The following is an 18,154-nucleotide window of genomic DNA, read 5'->3' as shown; positions in this document are numbered from 1 at the left end:
CCCGCCCTGTGTAAAAAATGTTAGAATATGCCAGAAAATGTTGGAAAATGTTAGGTATAATACGGAAAATCACAACATCCACGATACTGCATGAATCTTAAGGAAGTGCTACAAATGGCTGACGAGATGGTATTTGCCAAAACTGGTCAGCACCTCGATAACTTACAAGAGGCCATTCTGCGAGGAACCATGCAAGGTGAGAAATATACCAAAATTGCCGAGGATATTCACTTTAACGAGAGTTATCTTAGGCAAGTTGGATCGCAATTATGGCAGATACTTTCAGAAGAGTTGGGAGAAGATGTTAATAAAACGAATGTTCGATCGGCAATGGAGAGGTTGCAAGTCTCGATAGTTTCACATTATGCACAAGACTCTGTGCAAATAGGCTTCGTTAATTTTTGTGGAGAAAACAGAGACCCGCCAGATAGACCAAACTCCCACCCACGAAATCAGGAAACATCTAATTCAAAACCAATTAAAACTCCACATCAAGATTTAAGCGAAATGCCCGAGTTGGGCGACTTCTACTCGCGCACCCACGAACTCCAAACCCTCACAACCTGGATTCTACAACAAAACTGCCGCCTCATCACCCTCACCGGTATCAGCGGCATCGGCAAAACATCCCTAGCAGTACAACTCGTACAACAAATCAAAAACGAGTTTGAGTACGCAGTTTGGTACACACTAGACGAATTCCCCACCATAGATAAATTGCAATCCAACCTAACACAGCTTTTTTCCCAGTCAGAAAACCCTGATTCATCCGCAACAAACCAGAAACCCTTACCGCTGATTAAATATTTACAAAACCATCGCTGTTTAATAGTCTTAGATGACATTCACAACCTTTTCTGTAGTGGCGAATTGGCAGGAAAATATAAACCAAAATACGAAGAATATCGCTCCCTATTCAAACAAATAGAAAAATTATCCCATCAAAGTTGCTTTCTGCTAGTCGGTTGGGAACCGCCGAAAGAAGTTCCTCAACTCACCAGCGAAAATACTCCCATTCGTACCTTACAACTCACTGGCTTAGACACCGCAGCCGCAGGAGAAATTCTCAGAGATAAAGGATTAGTAGAAATCGATAACTGCGAAGCACTCATTCACCGCTACCAAGGCAACCCCTTCTGGTTAAAAAGCGTGGCGACTTTGATTCAAGAGTTGGGAATCGGCGCGACTGAGGTATTAATAGATGATACCATATTGTTACCCGAAGATTTGAAAGATGTTTTACAACAGCAGTACGATCGCACTTCCGAACTCGAAAAACAAGTCATGTCATTGTTAGCGACAGAAAACCAGCCAGTCAACTTCGCCAAATTGCTACAAAACGGACAAATATCATCATCAGATTTGCTAAACGCCTTGCAATCTCTATCACGGCGCTGCTTGATAGAAAAAGAAGCAAGTCTTTACACTTTGTCACCTGTACTGAAGCAGTATATCAAAACTAGACGATCGCACTTAACAAACATCGACAGTGAATAAACATTTCAAACAACACCGCTTGTCAACTCTTGTTTCCTCAAATTCGGCAACAATGCCAAAACATCCAAATACCACCACCAACGCTGAGGTGTAATCTCCTCAAATTTGCGCTTCTGCATTAAATCCACAAATCTCGACAACTCCTCATAAAACTCCCTTGCTTGTTCAACTAACCGTCGATCTGCATTTGCTAATACACCTTTCTCTTCCTCACTCAGTTGAGATTCAACTTTTGCCAACTCATCTCTAAGTTGCAACATTTCTAAATGTTCAGCCCCACTCACATCAGGAAATTCAACCATTACACAATAGTTTTTTACCAAAGTATTCATAACAAATCCTTAACTAAACCTACATAAATAAACATTGAATTAGCCAGGTAGCTTTCCGGTTCCTTTGGAGGAAAAGCCGTTTCTAAAACTCCATCCAAGCCCATCATTACCAGCCATATTGTGTTATTTACACTGCTGGTAACTGTCGGATAAAACGTTTTTCCGTAGACATAGACATAAACTTTAGCATCAGCATTCCTAACAATAAAACTGATAAGTCTATTATATTCTTCAAGGGTCGCGTCCGGCCCTAAATGGCCTAAATTAATCCTTTTGAGTAAATGAGACATTGCTTTTCCAGGTTTCCAGAGAATTCCGTCTCTCACCCGCTCAATTGCCTGCACAACCTCTAATTGCCTACCTTCGTCAAAAATCAACTTTAACCTTATCTGAGAAAAACTGAACTGCAAACAAATATATCATAACCTATTGGGCATTATGGCAAAATTGCTACAAAACGGACAAATATCATCATCAGATTTGCTAAACGCCTTGCAATCTCTATCGCGGCGCTGTGCGAGCGAAAAACAGGAAAGTCTTTACACTTTGCCACCTGTACTGAAGCAATATATCAAAGGGTTGTAACGGAGATGTCGCACCAATATCAATAAGGGGCTTTTTCGTGGGTGGGGGCGGGTTTACGAGATTGTTCGTTTTAGGCAATTATTGTTGGTGAACCCGCCCCTACAAATTTTTGACAGAGGGTAAGATTTCAGTTATACCCAATCCGGCTTAAATACCTCCTTTATTTCTTAGTCTGCGGAGGCAGACTTTGTGTGACAAGAAGCGGTTTCAACCGCCCCATCATAAAGAGTGGTGACTGTGCTATCATAGAATACAAAACTTATTGAGTCGAGTTATATGACCACAATAACTACAGTCACAACAGCCTCAAAACTCGCTGATTACTACATCTGGTTCGCGAATGATGTAGGCTCCTATCTCAGCAACCACAAGCTACAAAAACTATTGTACTACGCCCAAGCATGGTATTTAGCCTTTGAAGATACACCGCTTTTTGATGAAGATTTTGAAGCTTGGGTGCACGGGCCGACTATCCCGGCTTTATTTTATGAATACAAAGAACAATTTGACTGGAAGCCAATTCTGAAAGAAGTCGAAAAACCAGCGTTTCCAGAAGAAGTACAAGAGTTTTTAGACGAGTTAGCTGACGATTATTTCTTCCGGGACGCTTATGAGTTAGAATTGATGGTGCGACGTGAAGACCCTTGGATTAATGCTAGAGGTGAGTTGCCAAGAGATGAACCTTCTCATGCTATTATTACGAAGGAATCAATGCGAGAATTTTACAAAACCCGTGTCATCGAAGAAGCATAAAAAAAGACAAGATACAGATATTCGTCGTCAGCCATCTTCCGCACCGAGAGAGGTTGTGAAAATACAAATACCGGAAGGAGTTAGTTTTTCTTTCAGGTATTATCAGGATGATAAAGATAAGTTTTCACTAGGCGGTAGAGATGCTAAGTATCTAGCATCTTTACTGAGAAGGCTGCGCGATTTGTCACAATTGAACGCTCAAGAAATTATCAATAATCAAAGTAAAAGTCTGCGCTGTCATGGCATAGTTTGGAAAAATACTACTGAACCTAATGGCTTTGGGATTCCCAATGAAGATATCCTAATCAATATCCCCTACCAGTTTCAAATATCAGCTAATGAATACGGCAGGGTGCATGGCTTTTTTAGTGAAAATGTTTTTTATATTGTCTGGCTAGACCCAGACCACAATCTTTACAGTTGAAATTATAGCCGAAGGAAGAAGGAAGAAGGAAGAAGGGAGAATGCAATCCAAACAACTGATCTCGTGCTTAAGATGCGAGACTTCTTGAAGAAGTTGGGAATCTCAAACAGTCGGGGACTCACTCCGACTAAAGAAACCGGGTTTTTTACCTTATCAGGAGGCTGCGACGAAGTATTTTTGTAAAAAAACTTGGTTTCTGAACCCCATGCGTAAGTCCTAATTTTAAGAAAGTTTTGCATAGAGAGCTGAAATAAAATTAACGCTTAAAAAGCCTACTCCTAGTACGAGAATGATAAAGATGCCGATACTGAAAATAGACTTTAGCCGATCGCCAATTCCGGGTTTTTCTGAGTTCATTGGTCAATTTTTACAGTAAATTTGAGAGGGGGAATTGAGAAAGAGTAGATTATACCAATGGGCGAACAAAAAGGCAACTCCCGACAAGCTCCAAACGACGATCGCCCTGAGTAGGTCGCATTTTTTAACTTTTAATCTAAAATCTAAAATCTAAAATAGTCTTAGGCATTTTTCGGTGAGCCTGGGCAGCCCGAAGTCGATCGCCCGAACCCGATCGCGCTAACTCCTGTAAAATAGAGGGCGCGTGGGGGCGAAGCTTTTAACAGCCGAAATTAGGGGCGATCGCCACAGGCTCCCAAATACATAATAATATGTCAGTCATCCTTAACTTACTCACAAAGGTAAAAATAGAAGAGTGCCAAGAAATAATCTAAAACATATAACTGAAAAAAGGATAGAAATCGATGCTCCACCCAGTCTCGCAACCTTACCCACAACGAGCAAATACTATGACCCAAAGAGCCGTGCGGAAGCCAAAACCCTCTGTTGCAAACCACTTGAGACCAAGTTTTCCTCAAAGGCACTGGCTGGAGATGGCAGAGTACGCCTCTCTGGCGGCCTCTGGTGTGGGTTCCCTGGCGGTGGCAGTGTCGGGTCAAGCTTTTTACGGGGTTGCTCCCCTAACTTTGGCTTTGTCGCTGAATGTTGCTAACCGGTATCGGTTCGAGCAGCAAGTGCGGGTGCATCAAAATTCGGAAATGGCCCAAGTCCAAAAGTCTGTCAATAAAGTCGAAAAAACGGCGGTGACGGTAATTGTTAAATTACGCAAGCAGTTGTCTGCAGATATTGCAGCGCTGCGCCAGCAAATGGCTGCACTACCTAGGCATGAGGCTGTTGAGGAGTCGATCGATATTCAGCGGCAGTTACTGAGTTTAGGAGAGTCGGTAGCTTCTTTGCAAGAAATCGTGGCGTCTGCTGTGCTCGATGTCCGCCAGCAGGTGAGCGAACAACTGCAAGATTTATCGGTTGGCCAACGGGCGAATCTCCAAGCTGTGGAACAGGCTATAGAGCAACTGCAAAGTGCGACGCAAGGCTTGGCAGAAACTTCTATCACCAGAGACGACTGGGAAGTAGTAAATACTAGATTTTTGGAAATCCAGAAAGTCATGGCCAATTTGCAAAGCCAACTGCAAGCTCCCGCACACCAATCGAGTGCGGATTTGTCGATTGTCCAAGCTCAAATCCACCGTTTGGAACACGAGCAGCAAGAAGTTGTCAAACCTCACCTCAAGCGCTTAATCTCAGTTGTCAAGGAGTTGCAGCACACACCAGAGAACCGTCAGTAGTCATTAGTCAGCAGTCATTAGTCATCAGTCAGAAGGAATACTTTTGCCCTCGGACACGCTCGACACTCTCCGACTCTCCGACTCACGCCCGATCGAGTCCTACTTTTTCGACAACTGTGTTAAAAGATTAAAAGCTAATCTGTCTAGTTCAACTGTTTTCAACCTGTTACAAGAAAAATCAATGACTGCAACCGTAACTATTGCTGATAACCCGTTACTAATCGGTCAAGGATTGCCCCCATTTGACGCGATCGAACCACAACACGTAGTCCCCGCCATCACCCAACTGCTGACCGAACTAGAAGCCTCGCTAGCTGCCTTAGAAGCCTCTGTAGAGCCGACTTGGAGCGGCTTAGTAGAACCATTGCAGCGACTCGGAGAGCGTTTAAATTGGAGCTGGAGCATTGTCGGACATTTGATGGGCGTGAAAAATAGCCCGGAACTGCGATCGGCTCACGAAACAGTTCAGCCGGAAGTAGTAAAATTTTGGAGCAAGCTCAGTCAAAGCAAACCGCTTTATGAAGCTTTTAAAGCACTGCGGGCTAGCGAAAATTGGGACAGCTTAGAGTCAGCTCAAAAGCGAATTGTCGAAGCCGCTCTCCGAGACGCCCAACTCTCCGGCGTCGGTTTAGAAGGCGAGCAAAAAGATCGTTTTAATGCCATTCAATTAGAATTAGCCGAAATTACTACCCAATTTTCTAATCACGTCCTCGACGCTACCAAAGCATTCAGCATCACCCTCACAAACAAAGACGAAATTGACGGTTTGCCGCCGAGTTTGTTGAGTTTAGCCGCTCAAGCCGCTCGCAGCGCTGGCGAAGAAAATGCGGATGCCGAAAACGGCCCTTGGCGGATTACTTTAGACTTTCCGAGTTACGGCCCTTTCATGCAGCACAGCACCCGCGGCGACTTGCGCGAAAAGTTGTACAAAGCTTTTATCGGCAGAGCAAGTAGCGGAGAATTGAATAACTGGCCGTTAACCGATCGCATTTTAGCTTTGCGCCAGGAAAAAGCTGCTTTGCTGGGGTTTAGTAGTTATGCCGAATTGAGTCTGGCGAGCAAAATGGCTCCCGACGTTACAGCAGTGGAAGCTTTGTTAGAAGAATTGCGCTTAGCTAGTTATGATGCTGCTGTCAAAGATTTAGAAGAATTGAAAGCTTTTGCTGCCGAAAAAGGCGCGGCGGAATCTGGGGATTTGAAGCACTGGGATGTAGGTTTTTGGTCGGAACGGCGCCGGGAAGAAAAGTTTGCTTTTAGTGCCGAAGAATTGCGACCTTATTTTGCTTTGCCACAGGTATTAAAGGGGTTATTTGGATTAGTTAAACGGCTGTTCGGCGTGACAGTAACTGCGGCGGACGGTCAAACTCCTGTGTGGCACAAAGATGTGCGCTATTTCCAAATAGATGATGAAGCAGGAAATACGATCGCCAATTTCTATTTAGACCCCTACAGCCGCCCCGAAGAAAAGCGCGGCGGTGCTTGGATGGACGAGTGCGTGGTGCGCGCTAAATTTGTCGAAGCGGGAAAAACAACTACGCGGTTGCCGGTGGCTTATTTGGTGTGCAACCAAAGTCCTCCGGTTGACGGCAAACCGAGTTTAATGACTTTCTTGGAAGTCGAAACTTTGTTTCACGAATTCGGTCACGGTTTGCAGCATATGCTGACAACGGTAGACTATCCGGGGGCTTCGGGCATCAATAATGTTGAGTGGGATGCGGTGGAATTGCCCAGTCAATTTATGGAAAATTGGTGTTACGACCGCGCGACTTTGTTCGGAATGGCAAAGCATTACGAAACCGGGGAAACTTTGCCGGAACACTACTACCAAAAACTGTTAGCAGCGCGCCACTACATGAGCGGCACCGTCATGCTCAGGCAAGTACATTTTAGCAGCGTTGACATCGAATTGCATCACCGCTATCGATCGGGCGGCAACGAAACTGTGGCCGATGTCCGCAACCGTATCGCTAAAACTACGACTGTTTTGCCTCCTCTGGAAGAAGACGCATTTTTGTGCGCTTTCGGACACATTTTTGCGGGCGGGTATGCGGCGGGGTATTACAGTTATAAATGGGCTGAAGTGCTCAGCGCTGATGCTTTTGCGGCGTTTGAGGAAGCGGGTTTGGAAGATGAAAGTGCGATCGCATCTACAGGCAAGCGCTTCCGAGATACAGTGTTAGGATTGGGCGGCAGTTTGCACCCGATGGAAGTGTTTAAAACTTTCCGGGGACGCGAACCGAGCACTAAAGCTTTGTTGAGACACAGCGGTTTAGTTGCTGCTTAATCTGGCTTAATCTAATCTGGAATAATTGGGGATTAATGCGGGTGAATTTCTTTGCATTAATCCCTGTTTTTTTGTTGAATAAGATTTGGGCATATGCTGTATGTTTAGGGTGTTTATACAGCATATTCCATGTATATGTAGTACACACTATCTTGTAGTAAATAAGGTGCGGATACACCCATCAATCTGCAAGTTCTATTTAAAAGGTCGATAAAACTTACAGATTGACGGGTGTATCCGCACCAAACAGCAGGCGATCGCTCTTCTTGTGTGTACCACATCTACATGGAATATGCTGTATCTCAAATGAGTTCAAAAGAACCACTCTTGACACGATGATCCTTTATATCTTGCCCTTAAAGTCAAGTACAATTTATCCCAAATTAGATGAGCTTACCCTGCTGTTTCAACCCCCATACAGTCCGGAAGTAAACCCCATAGAATGACTGTCGGGCTACGTAAAAAAACATTGAAATGGTTGAGATTTGACCAAATAGAAGAGTTGAGAGCAGCGGAGAAAAAATAGTTAAATAAGTTGACGTTGGAAGTTATTGCTTCTTTGAGGGGATGGAAATTTATTTGATAGGATATCTCTGTAGCAGGACTTTAGGAAATTGGTAAGCAGTCGCGCATTTAAATTGTATATTCAGGGCGGGCAGGACGCCCATCCCACAAGACTTTGATTTTTTTTTGACATACAATTTAAAGGCCGCAACAGCTTATAAGTCGGCGCTTTAAAACGCCACTATGTAAACGATGTAAAATGTCTAAATGATCTCTACTGGCTAACTTAAGCCTATTTACATACTGTTACAGTATTCGGTTTAATCCCGCCTACCTACTTAAAACCCCTGTTAGTTTTGCCAGTTCCGGTGGAAAGGAAAATGAGTTGGTCGCTCCATTGTTTATAGTTGCTGTGGGATCTGATAGTTGCCAAGAAAATGTAACCCACTAAAGAATACTTGATAACCTATGGAACAAGTGCGATCGCCCAGTCGAGTTGGATGCTATTAAGTTTGAGAAAAACATCTAAATCTAATGACGATCGCTCGCCTCAACCATTGCCTTTACAAAACCTCCGATTTCCGTGGCTACCTTAATGAAACCTGTCTCAATCATAGGCAGAAGGATTCTTAAGGCAGTTGACTGTACGCCAAAACCATATCGGGAGCATCACATACTTGACTTTCGGTGACTGGATTAGGCCGCGTTGAGTAGGCAATAGCGTGCATATGTTTTACGCGAGCTTGAAAAGTCTTCTCAAATGTGTGCTGTTGAGCAAACTTGAGGGACTTGAACGACATCGATTTAATTTCTTCCCGGTTGTGGCTGAGTTCTGCAATTTTCTTCGCCATCTGTTTAGGCTGATTCATTGGCACAACCCATCCCGTCTCCGACATTTCTGCAATTCCCTCGAATGCTTCGTTAGCATAGCCAACAATCGGCACGCCAGCAGCCATAGTTTCTATGTAAGTACAAGAAGGATCGCCCTGCCGGTGACAGCAAACAAACAAATCAATATTGTTCTTCACAAAGGGGAAGAAATCTGTTTTAAAGTCAGGCACTCCAAGCATTTTTACACAATCATTAAGTTGATTGGCCGCTATTTGCTGGTGCATCATCTCTTCTAATTCACCAATACCACTGATGAACATTTCAAATTTCACCTTCAGTTGTTTGAGTTCTTTAGCGACCTCAAGTAAATGATCTGCTCCTTTCATCTTAATTAGGCGACCTGAGAATACTAGCCGCAGAGGCATATCTGGAGAGCGGTTTTCAGTGCGCCGTTCAATATCAGCTTCTGTTGCTAACATATCCTCGCTAATCCGCGTGTCAAAGAAAAACTGTGGATTGCGATTGATATGCTTGTATTCTTGGTAAGTAGGGGTGCCGTTGCACTGCAATCCATCTGCCATTGCGATTGCCTTGCGCTGCTTATATTCCTGAATGTAAGTCCAAATAATTCTTCGCAAACGGAGCAAGGGATTGCTCGTACTCACATTCACGATTTGTTTGCGAGTTTTCAGACTGTATTCGGAAACGTAAATACACGGTACTCCCGCTATTTTACACACTTTACTGATATGGTTCTGTCTGTATTCCGGGGCTGCCAATACCAGCGAACTCTGATGCTGATGTAGTAAAGCTGGGGTGATTTTGTCAAAAGAAATTATTTCCAGTTTGAATGGCAATTCATCAAGTTTGAATATTTTTGAATCTATCTGGTCGTTGTCTTTTTTCGTTTCTTCCATCATCACCGTAATAGATCCCGACCAATACTCGGCTAACTCACCAACTGCTTCAATCAATTTGCGGGTGAGTAAAACTTCACCGTTTGGCAAAAGCTTTACTTTGAGTGGCTGTACGATAGTCAGATTGTTGTTAGTAAGCATAGGTTAGGGACTCCCTGATTGTAAGTTTTTACGGTTGATGCGGTAGTGAATCTTTGCTGTTCTTGGCAAGGGCTGTTTATCAATATAACAGACATTTACCGAATTTTAATTTCGCCGCCTGATACGAGAAGCATTTCAGACTCGGTTTCGGAGATATCTAATACTTAAGATTGATTCAGCAACTGGATTAGACCTTTATTATTTAATGGGAGGTCTGTTTGATATGTAGCAATCATCTGCGATCTACGTATAAGTGTCAATAATCTTTTCCGAGCTTTACTAAATCTTTATAGTTTAGGGGTAAATTATAAAGAAAAGTGCAATTTTAGGGTGAATTTGGTTAAAGCAATGGCTGTTCTAAGTATTTTTACTTAAGTAAAATCATCTAACTAGCAAGAATGAGCGCGAGTTGCGAATACGGCGATCTCAATGCTTTAAGTAAGTCGATGGGAAAAAACGCCCCTAGGTAAACGAGGGCAAAGTCTCCAAATGCTCTCTAATGGCTGACTTAAACCTGTTTACATGGTGTTACATTATGCGGTTTAAGCAGGTCTACGTAATGAAACCATAGATTTATAACAAATTTATTATAAACTTTACATAAATATATATCTTGTAATATAATAATATTTTTTGACAATTACCCTGGCGAAGTAGAAGGAGTAAAAAAAATTTTTACCCCTTCTGTCTTCGCTAATGCGAAGCCTTGATGCTGAACTTTTCTTTTATAAACCGGATATAAAGGTGCTTGAAAGCCGACTTCACCACGCGGGGCATACCAAAGTCGATCGCCATCATGCTTTCGGGCAACTTCCAATCCAAAACCTTGAGATTTTCCGGCTGCAAAAGCGGAAAATCAATCGCCTCTAAATTCGAGCAAAGCCCCAATCTCATCGCCGCAGCTACAGTGGGAACCGCCTCCGGATCGGCATTAATAATTTCCACTAAAGTTCTGTCCAAAGCAAACACATCATCAGAGGCGGCCAAAATTCCCAAAAACTTAGGTTCGCCGCCACTTGGCCCGTTACCTTCGTGACCGATAATTCCATCCAAAATCGTCAAATTTGGGTTAATTGCCCGAGCAGTTTCTACCAGCATTTCACCGAATCTGGCGCTATCTTTGCCAGCTTCCATGTGCCACCAAGCCTTCATTTTGCCGGGAACGCAGCCGAACAAATTTTTCACGCCCATTGTCACCGTTAATTGAACGTGAGATTTGAGTTTGGGCAAATTAATCACTACATCCGCTTCCATTGCTTCTTTGCAAATTCGCAGATGATTGAAATCTTTGCTGACTGTTTCGTAGCGTTTTCCTTGAAACTCAACAACTGGCAAATTCAGTTCTTCCAACAGAGGCAAATAACCATTAGCTTTTGCCACACCCATCGCGCTACCAAAAGCCGGACTATCGCCTAAAAAGGGTTTTCCTCCCGCCTCAATGACCATTTTAGCGACGCAGTAAACCAATTCTGGGCGGGTGACACATTCTTTTGTAGGGCGAGAACCGGTGAGGAGATTGGGTTTGAGTAAAACCCGATCGCCCGATTTGACAAAAGCCGAGATTCCGCCCAAGGGTGCGAGCAAACTTTCTAAAGATGTTTGTAAAATTTGGCGATCGTAGGAATTGGCCTGAATTAAGCTAACAGCAGACATAATTATGAATTCCTTGGTAATTGGTTATCGATCTGGAATAATATACCTCTTGCAAAAAAGATATATGTTATCATCACAGGTGTTAAATTGAATCCCCTAGAGCCAACTCATAATTGTAAATTGCTGACAACAAATTACAAAGCAGACCATAACGACTCGACAATATTTTAAAAAATTTGAGACTTCGATTAACCTGTTCAATTCCCTATTCGCTCCTGTGCTAAAACTCTATTGTAGTCTTTTTCTCAAAGATACAGTTTCCCCTTTTTAGGTTGATTTTTAGGGAGATAACTATTGGTGCGCTCATTCTTTATCCCTTGATAGCCACTATCTTGTAAGCTATTTGTTTCGGGATGAAAATTAATTTTATTTTTTTAGTCGAATTAAAATCGTGGTAATGCTCCGAGCCAAAAGCAGTGAGGAGTTGGGATTCAATCAACTAAAGCAAACATTTTCATTATATCATAAAAATCTTTTGCAAGAGGTCTAATAGGGACTTCTCCAGTGCGCTTTTGAGGAGATATCGCAGGAGTCACCCATTTTTTTGCACCTTCCAAAAATAAATCATATCAAATCCTTGATAGCAAAGGATTTGATATGAAGCGAATACTCTTCGCCAGGATTGGGTATAGCGCGGTTTCTACAATTTGTCGATCGACCTTTTGGCTTGCTCTGCCAGATTTTTAACCGCATTTTTTGCATCTTCTGCTGCGTGGCGGGCAGCCGCTTCGGCTTGTTTGGCTTTGCCTTCAACCTGGTCTTTTCTGTTGCCCGTAATATTACCTAAAATTTCCTGAGCTTTGCCTTCTAAATTTTTGCCGATCGCCTTCGCTCTGTCTTCTGTAGTCATGATAAGCTCCGTTTGGCAAGTTGCTATAGTAACATTGTAAAATTAACTCACCTGCAATTGCCTTTAACTTCATATTAATTTATATTCTGCTTGACCTCGGTCTTCTGCTGATGATTTACTTTGTGCAAATTACTCACTCACAAAGCGAAGGCTTCCTTTTTTTTACCACTGAATACGTCGGCCAAATTCGTCATAACTGAGATGTTGCACCATTCTCAAGAACGGGCTCTCCGGCCCGTTCCACAAAAGATAAATTTTCTTGTGGAACAGGCCGAAAAGCCTGTTCATAAAAGCCTAATTGAGAATGGTGTAAAATATGAGTCCTAAAAAACTATTTCAAACTCGCCGCAGCAACTTTAATCGGTTCGAGTAATTCTAACGGCAAATGCAGCATATTCAATTGGGTGCTATCTGCGGCTTTCCTTTCCGGATCGGGGCCGTGATAATCGCTGCCACCAGTTGCTAGCAAACCGTAATGAAGACACAAATCTTTTAACTTTTGGATTTGGCTAGAACTGTGGGTGGGATGGTATACTTCAACTCCCATTAAACCAGCATCTACTAATTCTTGTAAAACTTCCTCAACACCGCCGCCGCGAAATAAATAAGGGTGAGCCCAAACTGGTACTGCGCCGCAACTTCGCAATAAATCAATGCCTTCGACGATCGAGAATTTCTCGTAATGCACATAAGCCGGGCCGTCATCTCCCAGCCAGCGATCGAATGCTTCCCGCGATGATTTCGCGTGACCTGCTTTTACAAGTGCAGAGGCAATGTGAGGCCTTCCCGGTGCCATTCCTGGCGATGTTTTTGGCAGTTCGATCGCGTATCCCATTGCTGCTAATTTTTCGACCATTTCCTGCGATCGGCGAAACCTTCCTTCCAGGCGATCGTTCAAAGGAACGCGCAACTTATTTGCATCAGGATAAAAACCTAAAATGTGCAGGGAACGGCCGTTGTGAACGGTGCTGAGTTCTAGTCCGGGGACTATTTCAATACCGTGCAAAGCAGCAGCGGCGAAGGCTTCATCCCAACCCGACATCGTATCGTGATCCGTGACAGCCAAGGCGCGAACCCCCGATGAAGCGGCCGCGGCTACGAGTTCGGCAGGAGTGAGAGTGCCATCGGAATAAGTTGTGTGACAGTGGAGTTCTAGCATTTTTTTTGGTAAGTTAAAGTCTGCGAAATCTGCAATTATTCCCCTCACTCACGCCACATATATCGTCATACTATTTTAGATTTTAGATTTTAGATTTTAGATTGGGCATGAGTGACAATATAAGGGTTGGGAGCTTGTCTACTGTTGCATTTTTTTTCGTAACTGGTTTCACAACCAGCAACATTTTTTTTATGTTTATCGTTATTTGTAATAACTTCTTGCGCCTTTAATGGGTACACATTTATGCTTATTCAAACTCGGCATGACATGGGTTTCAGCCCGCCTTTGCAGTTTAATTTAGATGCAGAACACCTTAGCTATTTCTTGATTTCTCGCATTGGGTAAAGCACACCCTCTGGCAATTTGGGAGGAACCGGCGATATTTCAATACTTTGTATGTTGTGAACTGGGATAACTACCAGTTTATCTGCCAATTCGAGAATTATCGGGTCTGCCGTCAACATTTTGTGCAGGCGAGTGCCTAAAGTTGCTTGCTCTCCTACTGTTCCCTCTGGCGCAATGAACTGGAAGTGTTGCTGTTTGCCGTTGGTATAGTGGATTGTCAGATTGATAATTCCTTCTTGGTTGGTTGCTTGCATAATTTTTTCCCCCTAACAGTCGATCGGGACTTGGCAAAATTAACAATAAATCAAAACTGGCGATCGCACCACGATTGGAAAGCTCGTTGGAAAGCTTTTGACAAGACCAGGCTGTCGGTACGAAAGTCCGGTTACTGCTAATTTTATCACAAAAACTGTACGGAAACTCGCCAACTTACCCAGTATAGAATTGCCAGTCGCGCTGTCTTTGCTCCTTAATGCGCGAGCTCCTTCGCCAACAATATTTGGTCGATCGGGCTTTCTTCTATGCCAGTTGGCAAAGTGGCTCAATTTAGCCTCTGTAGCGACTTGACTCAAAGCGGTCTCAAGTCTTACAGCAGAGGCATTTGAGCGCTTTGGGTGTCAAGGTTTTTCGAGGTGGGAACTGTGGAGGTTAGGATAGTGGCATTCTGCTTTCACTGCCGTAGAAGATTTTTTTATAAATTAATAACATAACATTCAGGTACAGCTTATGAAATCCACACTTTGTTTTCCCGAAACTTCTCTTCACTCTAACGCAGTCACTGTTAATAATAATGTTATTGACTCTTGTATCCTTACAGCTTGGATTGACTTAGTAGGAGGAGATTTTGAGAGCTTGGGAGGAGATGATTGGCTTCCCTTGTGCGGCGACATTGATGACGGCGAAATTTACCGGGAATGGTTTTTGTGGCAAGACAGCGAAGTGACTCAAGAATGGGAAGCTTACGATCCCATTACTAATTATCGAGTTGTGGCACCTAGCCGAGAAATGATGATTGCTAAAATCGACCAAATAGAAGATACCAGAACAATTTAGTTGAGAAGGAGAAGGTTAAATCTTGATTTTCAACTTTAATAAAAATTATGTAAACAAACCCGGTTTCTCCCAACCACACTCAAGAAACCGGGTTTTTCAGACCTCAAATCTAGGTGTGAGTTGAGTCCAACTGGTTGAACATAATAATTTATCTCGCTACTGCTTTTTGTTTTTCTCGTTCTAATTTGCGCTGCTTCAAGGCTGCCAGATTTTGTTTAATCGTGTCGATCGCAAATCCAGCCTCCTGCTGTTGGTATAATTCGCTGGCACGGATCAAATCTGCAACAGCCTCGTCATCCGATCGCAAATTTGCAAAAGCTAAGCCGCGATTGTGGTAAGCTTCTGCCAAAGTTGAAACTTGTTCTACAGCGCTGCTAAATTTATCTTTGGCTTTGCGGTACTTTCCCGACTGATAAGCCTCAATTCCTTGTTGAAAATAAACGGAAGCTTTGCTGCCACTGTCGGTATCGGGAAATTCTGGGGAATTTAAAATTGGTTCTTTAAATATTACAGAAATGCTGCCCTTGCCGAAGTAAGCCCAAGTCATTGTTCCAAACCCAATCCCCAGCACAAGGGCAATAATGACAGACAGAGCAATAAAATTGGTGAGTTCCATAGAGCAATATTTGTTGTATTATAATATGATAAGTTAATTCCTAACTTCTGCAACAATGGCTGCACGGATTTACCTTAACTGGAAATGGTTTTTCCGGTCGCTAGCTTTAGTATTGTCGATCGGCTTAATGATTGCAACTGCAAGTTCTGACGCAGCAACCAACGCCCAAACTCAAGCAGGGTGGCAATTGTTGCAGCGGGATGAGACAGGGTTGGTGGTAGCAATGCGACACGCGATCGCCCCAGGTACGGGAGATCCTGCTAACTTTAAGTTAGGCGACTGTTCCACCCAGCGCAATTTATCAGCACAGGGACAAACCCAAGCCAAGCAAATTGGAGCCGAATTTCGCAACCGCAACATCAAAGTTGCCAGAGTTTTATCGAGTCAGTGGTGTAGGTGTTTGGAAACAGCAAAATTGATAAAGTTAGGCAAAGTCGAACCCTTCCCAGCGCTGAACTCGTTCTTTAGGGACAGCAGCACAGAAGCCAGACAAACAGCGACAATCCGCAAATTAATTGTTGATAATCGCAACACAAAAGGCGCGATTATTCTGGTAACTCATCAAGTAAATATTACCGCGATTACTGATATTGTACCGCAAAGTGGCGAAGCTGTGATTCTCAAAAGCGATCGACAAGGTAAAATCCAAATACTCGGACGAATTGGAGGATTTTAAATAGATAGAAAGTTATAATATTATCAATTCCCCATCACCAACTACGCAGTGCCAATTTATATGAGTTTCCAATACAGCGCCGCCCTAGTGACTTTAGCAGACCTTGATAAAGAAGTTCTCGTTAAATTTTATACAAAATTTCTCGACATAGAACCAAACCCTTACATTCCCAATACTTATGCGGAATTTCAACTCAACGGCTTAAGACTCGGCATCTTCAAACCCAAAGATTCCCACAAATCGGAATTTGCAAATCGAGCAAAAACAGGCATGAGTTTGTGTTTGGAAGTCAGCGATATCGAAACTGCGATCGCCCGAATTTGGGCTTTAGGTTATCCGCCCAGCGGAGAAATTATCAAAGCTTCTCACGGTCTAGAAATCTATGCCTTCGATCCTGCTGGGAACCGCATAATTTTACATCAATCCCATTAGAATGTAGGATGATGGCTAATTATTGGTGAACTCTCGATCTTCTCTTCTCTTTCTTCGCGTCTTCGCGGTTCGTTCAAAAAAACATCTAGTTCAAAACCCGCTGAGGATTGCTATATAAGTTATATCAATTCCGGTTGCATTGGAATGATTAAACCGCAGAGTACGCAGAGAACGCAGAGGAAGAGAACAGAGAGATGTAATTCCGATGCTAACGGATTTGATATTATGCAATTGCTTCACCACCTTCGCAATCACATTGTCAAACCCGCGTCTACAAATCAAAACGGCCTTAACTATCTCATCAGTTCAGCAAAACTATAAAAACTGATAATTAATAACAACAAGGCTGTTAGGTGAGTTAGCTGAAATTGAGGCCGTGGGCCGATCGATTCCCGCACCAAAATTGAAAAAGACGAACCAATTATATAACTCAGAGACAGCGTTAAATATTGCCACTGCAATGTTACACTCCACAGCCCGAGCAAAATCATCGCCAAAGTCAACATCACCAACTCAACAAAGCGAGGCGGATTGTGCTGAGTAGACAGAATTAAAGTGTCCAACCAATATTGCCAAGGTCTCATGTTTTAGCGATCGAGCTTTTGGATTTAGCCTTCTAGCTTAACCTACGATCGCCATTCAGTTTGTTGCTGCAAACACCTTAAAGCCTCCGCCGTCTCAACCTGCGGAAATTGCCCATAAAAGCGGCTGACACTGTAAAAAGGGTGAGGAGTCTCCAAGACGATCGCCTTATCGCCCATTTGGGCCAAAAATCCCATCAAATCTGCCGGGGCGACAGGCGCGCAAATCCACAAAGCCGCCGGTTGCTGCGACTGCAAAGCCTTAGCCGCCACAGCCATTGTCATCCCCGTCGCAATGCCGTCATCTACCACAATCGCCAAAGCCCCCGCCGCACTGATATTTGGGCGTCCCGGAGACAAGTCTGCCAGCAGAGATTGAGCATTATTTTGAGCCACGGGCAATGCTGATTTTTGCAAGCGTAAATTGTGCTGCTTTTGCTTTTCCCAGAGGACATGACCATCAGCAGTTGCAGCCCCGATCGCCAATTCTAAATTATCTGGGCGAGTAATTTTCTTAGCGACAACCACATCCAAAGGACAGCCCAAGCGGCGCGCAATCGGCACAGCAACGGGCAAACCCCCGCGCGGCAAGGCGTAAACAATCGGTTTCACCGCCTTCTGCGTCATTAAACTCAACTTGCCGAACTCGTCCACAACTGCCTCGGCCAGTTTTTCGCCTGCATCGGCGCGATCGTCAAAAAACGGGTTAGAGAACATATTTTTGCCTGTACGAGCTCAACCAAACAATTGGAGATTGTGCGAGTGTTAATTGGAGATTGTACGCGCGTGCGTAGCTATCCCGTAGGGAATCGACAGCATCGCACACAAGCTTCTAGCCAATCTCAAATCACACAACCCGATCTAAACTATAAACTCTA

20 protein-coding genes and 2 pseudogenes are annotated in these 18,154 nt (G+C 43.5%); 9 read left to right on the top strand and 13 right to left on the bottom strand.

Annotated features, from left to right (window positions below; all coding sequences use genetic code 11):
- Positions 1–90 precede the first annotated feature (90 nt).
- Positions 91–1,497, top strand: coding sequence for an ATP-binding protein (locus QT973_RS18070; protein WP_333391858.1), 1,407 nt, complete (start codon positions 91–93; stop codon positions 1,495–1,497).
- A 5-nt stretch (positions 1,498–1,502) separates the two neighbouring features.
- On the opposite strand, the gene QT973_RS18065 is transcribed toward QT973_RS18070, so the two are convergent.
- Positions 1,503–1,829: a hypothetical protein gene (locus QT973_RS18065; protein WP_333055918.1), complete on the bottom strand. Its 327-nt coding sequence runs from the start codon at positions 1,827–1,829 to the stop codon at positions 1,503–1,505.
- A complete protein-coding gene (locus tag QT973_RS18060; RefSeq protein ID WP_333271443.1) occupies positions 1,826–2,206 on the bottom strand; it encodes a hypothetical protein in 381 nt (126 codons plus the stop codon). Before QT973_RS18060 ends, QT973_RS18065 begins: the two co-directional genes overlap by 4 nt.
- 61 nt (positions 2,207–2,267) lie before the next feature.
- On the opposite strand from QT973_RS18060, the pseudogene QT973_RS18055 reads away from it, so the two are divergent.
- The 3 genes and pseudogenes from QT973_RS18055 to QT973_RS18045 form a co-directional block, all read left to right on the top strand.
- Positions 2,268–2,414, top strand: a pseudogene (locus QT973_RS18055) (ATPase); the annotation flags it as partial.
- A gap of 276 nt (positions 2,415–2,690) precedes the next feature.
- Positions 2,691–3,167, top strand: coding sequence for a type II toxin-antitoxin system antitoxin SocA domain-containing protein (locus QT973_RS18050; RefSeq protein ID WP_333391856.1), 477 nt, complete (start codon positions 2,691–2,693; stop codon positions 3,165–3,167).
- Complete coding sequence (locus tag QT973_RS18045; RefSeq protein WP_333391854.1) at positions 3,148–3,591, top strand: hypothetical protein; 444 nt, start codon at positions 3,148–3,150, stop codon at positions 3,589–3,591. Before QT973_RS18050 ends, QT973_RS18045 begins: the two co-directional genes overlap by 20 nt.
- 222 nt (positions 3,592–3,813) lie before the next feature.
- On the opposite strand, the gene QT973_RS18040 is transcribed toward QT973_RS18045, so the two are convergent.
- The gene (locus tag QT973_RS18040; RefSeq protein WP_333309027.1) at positions 3,814–3,948 is read right to left on the bottom strand and encodes a hypothetical protein; all 135 of its coding nucleotides are present in this window, start codon (positions 3,946–3,948) and stop codon (positions 3,814–3,816) included.
- Positions 3,949–4,397: 449 nt separating this feature from the next.
- Here QT973_RS18040 and QT973_RS18035 point away from each other — a divergent pair, with 449 nt between their 5' ends.
- Positions 4,398–5,234, top strand: coding sequence for a hypothetical protein (locus QT973_RS18035; protein WP_333055925.1), 837 nt, complete (start codon positions 4,398–4,400; stop codon positions 5,232–5,234).
- A gap of 181 nt (positions 5,235–5,415) precedes the next feature.
- Positions 5,416–7,518, top strand: a complete 2,103-nt coding sequence (locus QT973_RS18030; protein ID WP_333391852.1) for a M3 family metallopeptidase — start codon at positions 5,416–5,418, stop codon at positions 7,516–7,518.
- Between the two features lie 113 nt (positions 7,519–7,631).
- Here the strand turns inward: QT973_RS18030 and QT973_RS18025 are convergent, their stop codons facing one another.
- From QT973_RS18025 to QT973_RS17995, 7 genes and pseudogenes are all read right to left on the bottom strand, one after another.
- Positions 7,632–7,799: a hypothetical protein gene (locus QT973_RS18025; RefSeq protein WP_333055927.1), complete on the bottom strand. Its 168-nt coding sequence runs from the start codon at positions 7,797–7,799 to the stop codon at positions 7,632–7,634.
- An 852-nt stretch (positions 7,800–8,651) separates the two neighbouring features.
- Positions 8,652–9,911, bottom strand: a complete 1,260-nt coding sequence (locus tag QT973_RS18020) for a glycosyltransferase (RefSeq protein WP_333055928.1) — start codon at positions 9,909–9,911, stop codon at positions 8,652–8,654.
- 693 nt (positions 9,912–10,604) lie between these two features.
- Positions 10,605–11,564 (bottom strand): DUF362 domain-containing protein, encoded by a 960-nt coding sequence (locus QT973_RS18015; protein WP_333055929.1) that lies wholly within the window; start codon positions 11,562–11,564, stop codon positions 10,605–10,607.
- A gap of 82 nt (positions 11,565–11,646) precedes the next feature.
- Positions 11,647–11,988, bottom strand: a pseudogene (locus QT973_RS18010) (transposase family protein); the annotation flags it as partial.
- 216 nt (positions 11,989–12,204) lie between these two features.
- Positions 12,205–12,414: a CsbD family protein gene (locus QT973_RS18005; RefSeq protein WP_333055930.1), complete on the bottom strand. Its 210-nt coding sequence runs from the start codon at positions 12,412–12,414 to the stop codon at positions 12,205–12,207.
- Positions 12,415–12,745: 331 nt separating this feature from the next.
- A complete protein-coding gene (locus QT973_RS18000) occupies positions 12,746–13,573 on the bottom strand; it encodes a PHP domain-containing protein (protein ID WP_333055932.1) in 828 nt (275 codons plus the stop codon).
- A gap of 317 nt (positions 13,574–13,890) precedes the next feature.
- On the bottom strand, positions 13,891–14,172 hold the full coding sequence (locus QT973_RS17995; RefSeq protein WP_333082156.1) for a hypothetical protein: 282 nt from the start codon (positions 14,170–14,172) through the stop codon (positions 13,891–13,893).
- A gap of 472 nt (positions 14,173–14,644) precedes the next feature.
- Here QT973_RS17995 and QT973_RS17990 point away from each other — a divergent pair, with 472 nt between their 5' ends.
- The gene (locus QT973_RS17990; RefSeq protein ID WP_333055934.1) at positions 14,645–14,971 is read left to right on the top strand and encodes a hypothetical protein; all 327 of its coding nucleotides are present in this window, start codon (positions 14,645–14,647) and stop codon (positions 14,969–14,971) included.
- A gap of 148 nt (positions 14,972–15,119) precedes the next feature.
- Here the strand turns inward: QT973_RS17990 and QT973_RS17985 are convergent, their stop codons facing one another.
- Positions 15,120–15,587 (bottom strand): hypothetical protein, encoded by a 468-nt coding sequence (locus QT973_RS17985; RefSeq protein ID WP_333055935.1) that lies wholly within the window; start codon positions 15,585–15,587, stop codon positions 15,120–15,122.
- Positions 15,588–15,642: 55 nt separating this feature from the next.
- Between QT973_RS17985 and QT973_RS17980 the strand changes: the two genes are divergently transcribed.
- Positions 15,643–16,263 carry a histidine phosphatase family protein gene (locus QT973_RS17980; protein WP_333055936.1) on the top strand — a complete coding sequence of 207 codons (621 nt, stop codon included), beginning with the start codon at positions 15,643–15,645 and terminating at the stop codon, positions 16,261–16,263.
- A gap of 60 nt (positions 16,264–16,323) precedes the next feature.
- Positions 16,324–16,695 carry a VOC family protein gene (locus QT973_RS17975; RefSeq protein WP_333055937.1) on the top strand — a complete coding sequence of 124 codons (372 nt, stop codon included), beginning with the start codon at positions 16,324–16,326 and terminating at the stop codon, positions 16,693–16,695.
- Between the two features lie 293 nt (positions 16,696–16,988).
- Here the strand turns inward: QT973_RS17975 and QT973_RS17970 are convergent, their stop codons facing one another.
- Together QT973_RS17970 and QT973_RS17965 are read right to left on the bottom strand one after the other, a co-directional pair.
- On the bottom strand, positions 16,989–17,258 hold the full coding sequence (locus tag QT973_RS17970; RefSeq protein WP_445251563.1) for a hypothetical protein: 270 nt from the start codon (positions 17,256–17,258) through the stop codon (positions 16,989–16,991).
- A 63-nt stretch (positions 17,259–17,321) separates the two neighbouring features.
- Complete coding sequence (locus tag QT973_RS17965; RefSeq protein ID WP_333391850.1) at positions 17,322–17,993, bottom strand: phosphoribosyltransferase family protein; 672 nt, start codon at positions 17,991–17,993, stop codon at positions 17,322–17,324.
- Between the last annotated feature and the right edge of the window lie 161 nt (positions 17,994–18,154).

This window comes from Microcoleus sp. Z1_A1 (assembly GCF_036700305.1).
Classification (GTDB): domain Bacteria; phylum Cyanobacteriota; class Cyanobacteriia; order Cyanobacteriales; family Microcoleaceae; genus Microcoleus.
This window is presented reverse-complemented; position numbering and strand designations above follow the sequence as displayed.

Bases quoted from the DNA above. Each gene is read 5' to 3' on its own strand.
- QT973_RS17985 (WP_333055935.1), bottom strand. From the start codon at position 15,587: ATGGAACTCACCAATTTTATTGCTCTGTCTGTCATTATTGCCCTTGTG.
- QT973_RS18025 (WP_333055927.1), bottom strand. From the start codon at position 7,799: ATGTGGTACACACAAGAAGAGCGATCGCCTGCTGTTTGGTGCGGATAC.
- QT973_RS17975 (WP_333055937.1), top strand. From the start codon at position 16,324: ATGAGTTTCCAATACAGCGCCGCCCTAGTGACTTTAGCAGACCTTGAT.
- QT973_RS18020 (WP_333055928.1), bottom strand. From the start codon at position 9,911: ATGCTTACTAACAACAATCTGACTATCGTACAGCCACTCAAAGTAAAG.
- QT973_RS18040 (WP_333309027.1), bottom strand. From the start codon at position 3,948: ATGAACTCAGAAAAACCCGGAATTGGCGATCGGCTAAAGTCTATTTTC.
- QT973_RS18000 (WP_333055932.1), bottom strand. From the start codon at position 13,573: ATGCTAGAACTCCACTGTCACACAACTTATTCCGATGGCACTCTCACT.
- QT973_RS18015 (WP_333055929.1), bottom strand. From the start codon at position 11,564: ATGTCTGCTGTTAGCTTAATTCAGGCCAATTCCTACGATCGCCAAATT.
- QT973_RS18005 (WP_333055930.1), bottom strand. From the start codon at position 12,414: ATGACTACAGAAGACAGAGCGAAGGCGATCGGCAAAAATTTAGAAGGC.
- QT973_RS17965 (WP_333391850.1), bottom strand. From the start codon at position 17,993: ATGTTCTCTAACCCGTTTTTTGACGATCGCGCCGATGCAGGCGAAAAA.
- QT973_RS18050 (WP_333391856.1), top strand. From the start codon at position 2,691: ATGACCACAATAACTACAGTCACAACAGCCTCAAAACTCGCTGATTAC.
- QT973_RS18065 (WP_333055918.1), bottom strand. From the start codon at position 1,829: ATGAATACTTTGGTAAAAAACTATTGTGTAATGGTTGAATTTCCTGAT.
- QT973_RS17990 (WP_333055934.1), top strand. From the start codon at position 14,645: ATGAAATCCACACTTTGTTTTCCCGAAACTTCTCTTCACTCTAACGCA.
- QT973_RS17980 (WP_333055936.1), top strand. From the start codon at position 15,643: ATGGCTGCACGGATTTACCTTAACTGGAAATGGTTTTTCCGGTCGCTA.
- QT973_RS17995 (WP_333082156.1), bottom strand. From the start codon at position 14,172: ATGCAAGCAACCAACCAAGAAGGAATTATCAATCTGACAATCCACTAT.
- QT973_RS18035 (WP_333055925.1), top strand. From the start codon at position 4,398: ATGACCCAAAGAGCCGTGCGGAAGCCAAAACCCTCTGTTGCAAACCAC.
- QT973_RS18070 (WP_333391858.1), top strand. From the start codon at position 91: ATGAATCTTAAGGAAGTGCTACAAATGGCTGACGAGATGGTATTTGCC.
- QT973_RS18030 (WP_333391852.1), top strand. From the start codon at position 5,416: ATGACTGCAACCGTAACTATTGCTGATAACCCGTTACTAATCGGTCAA.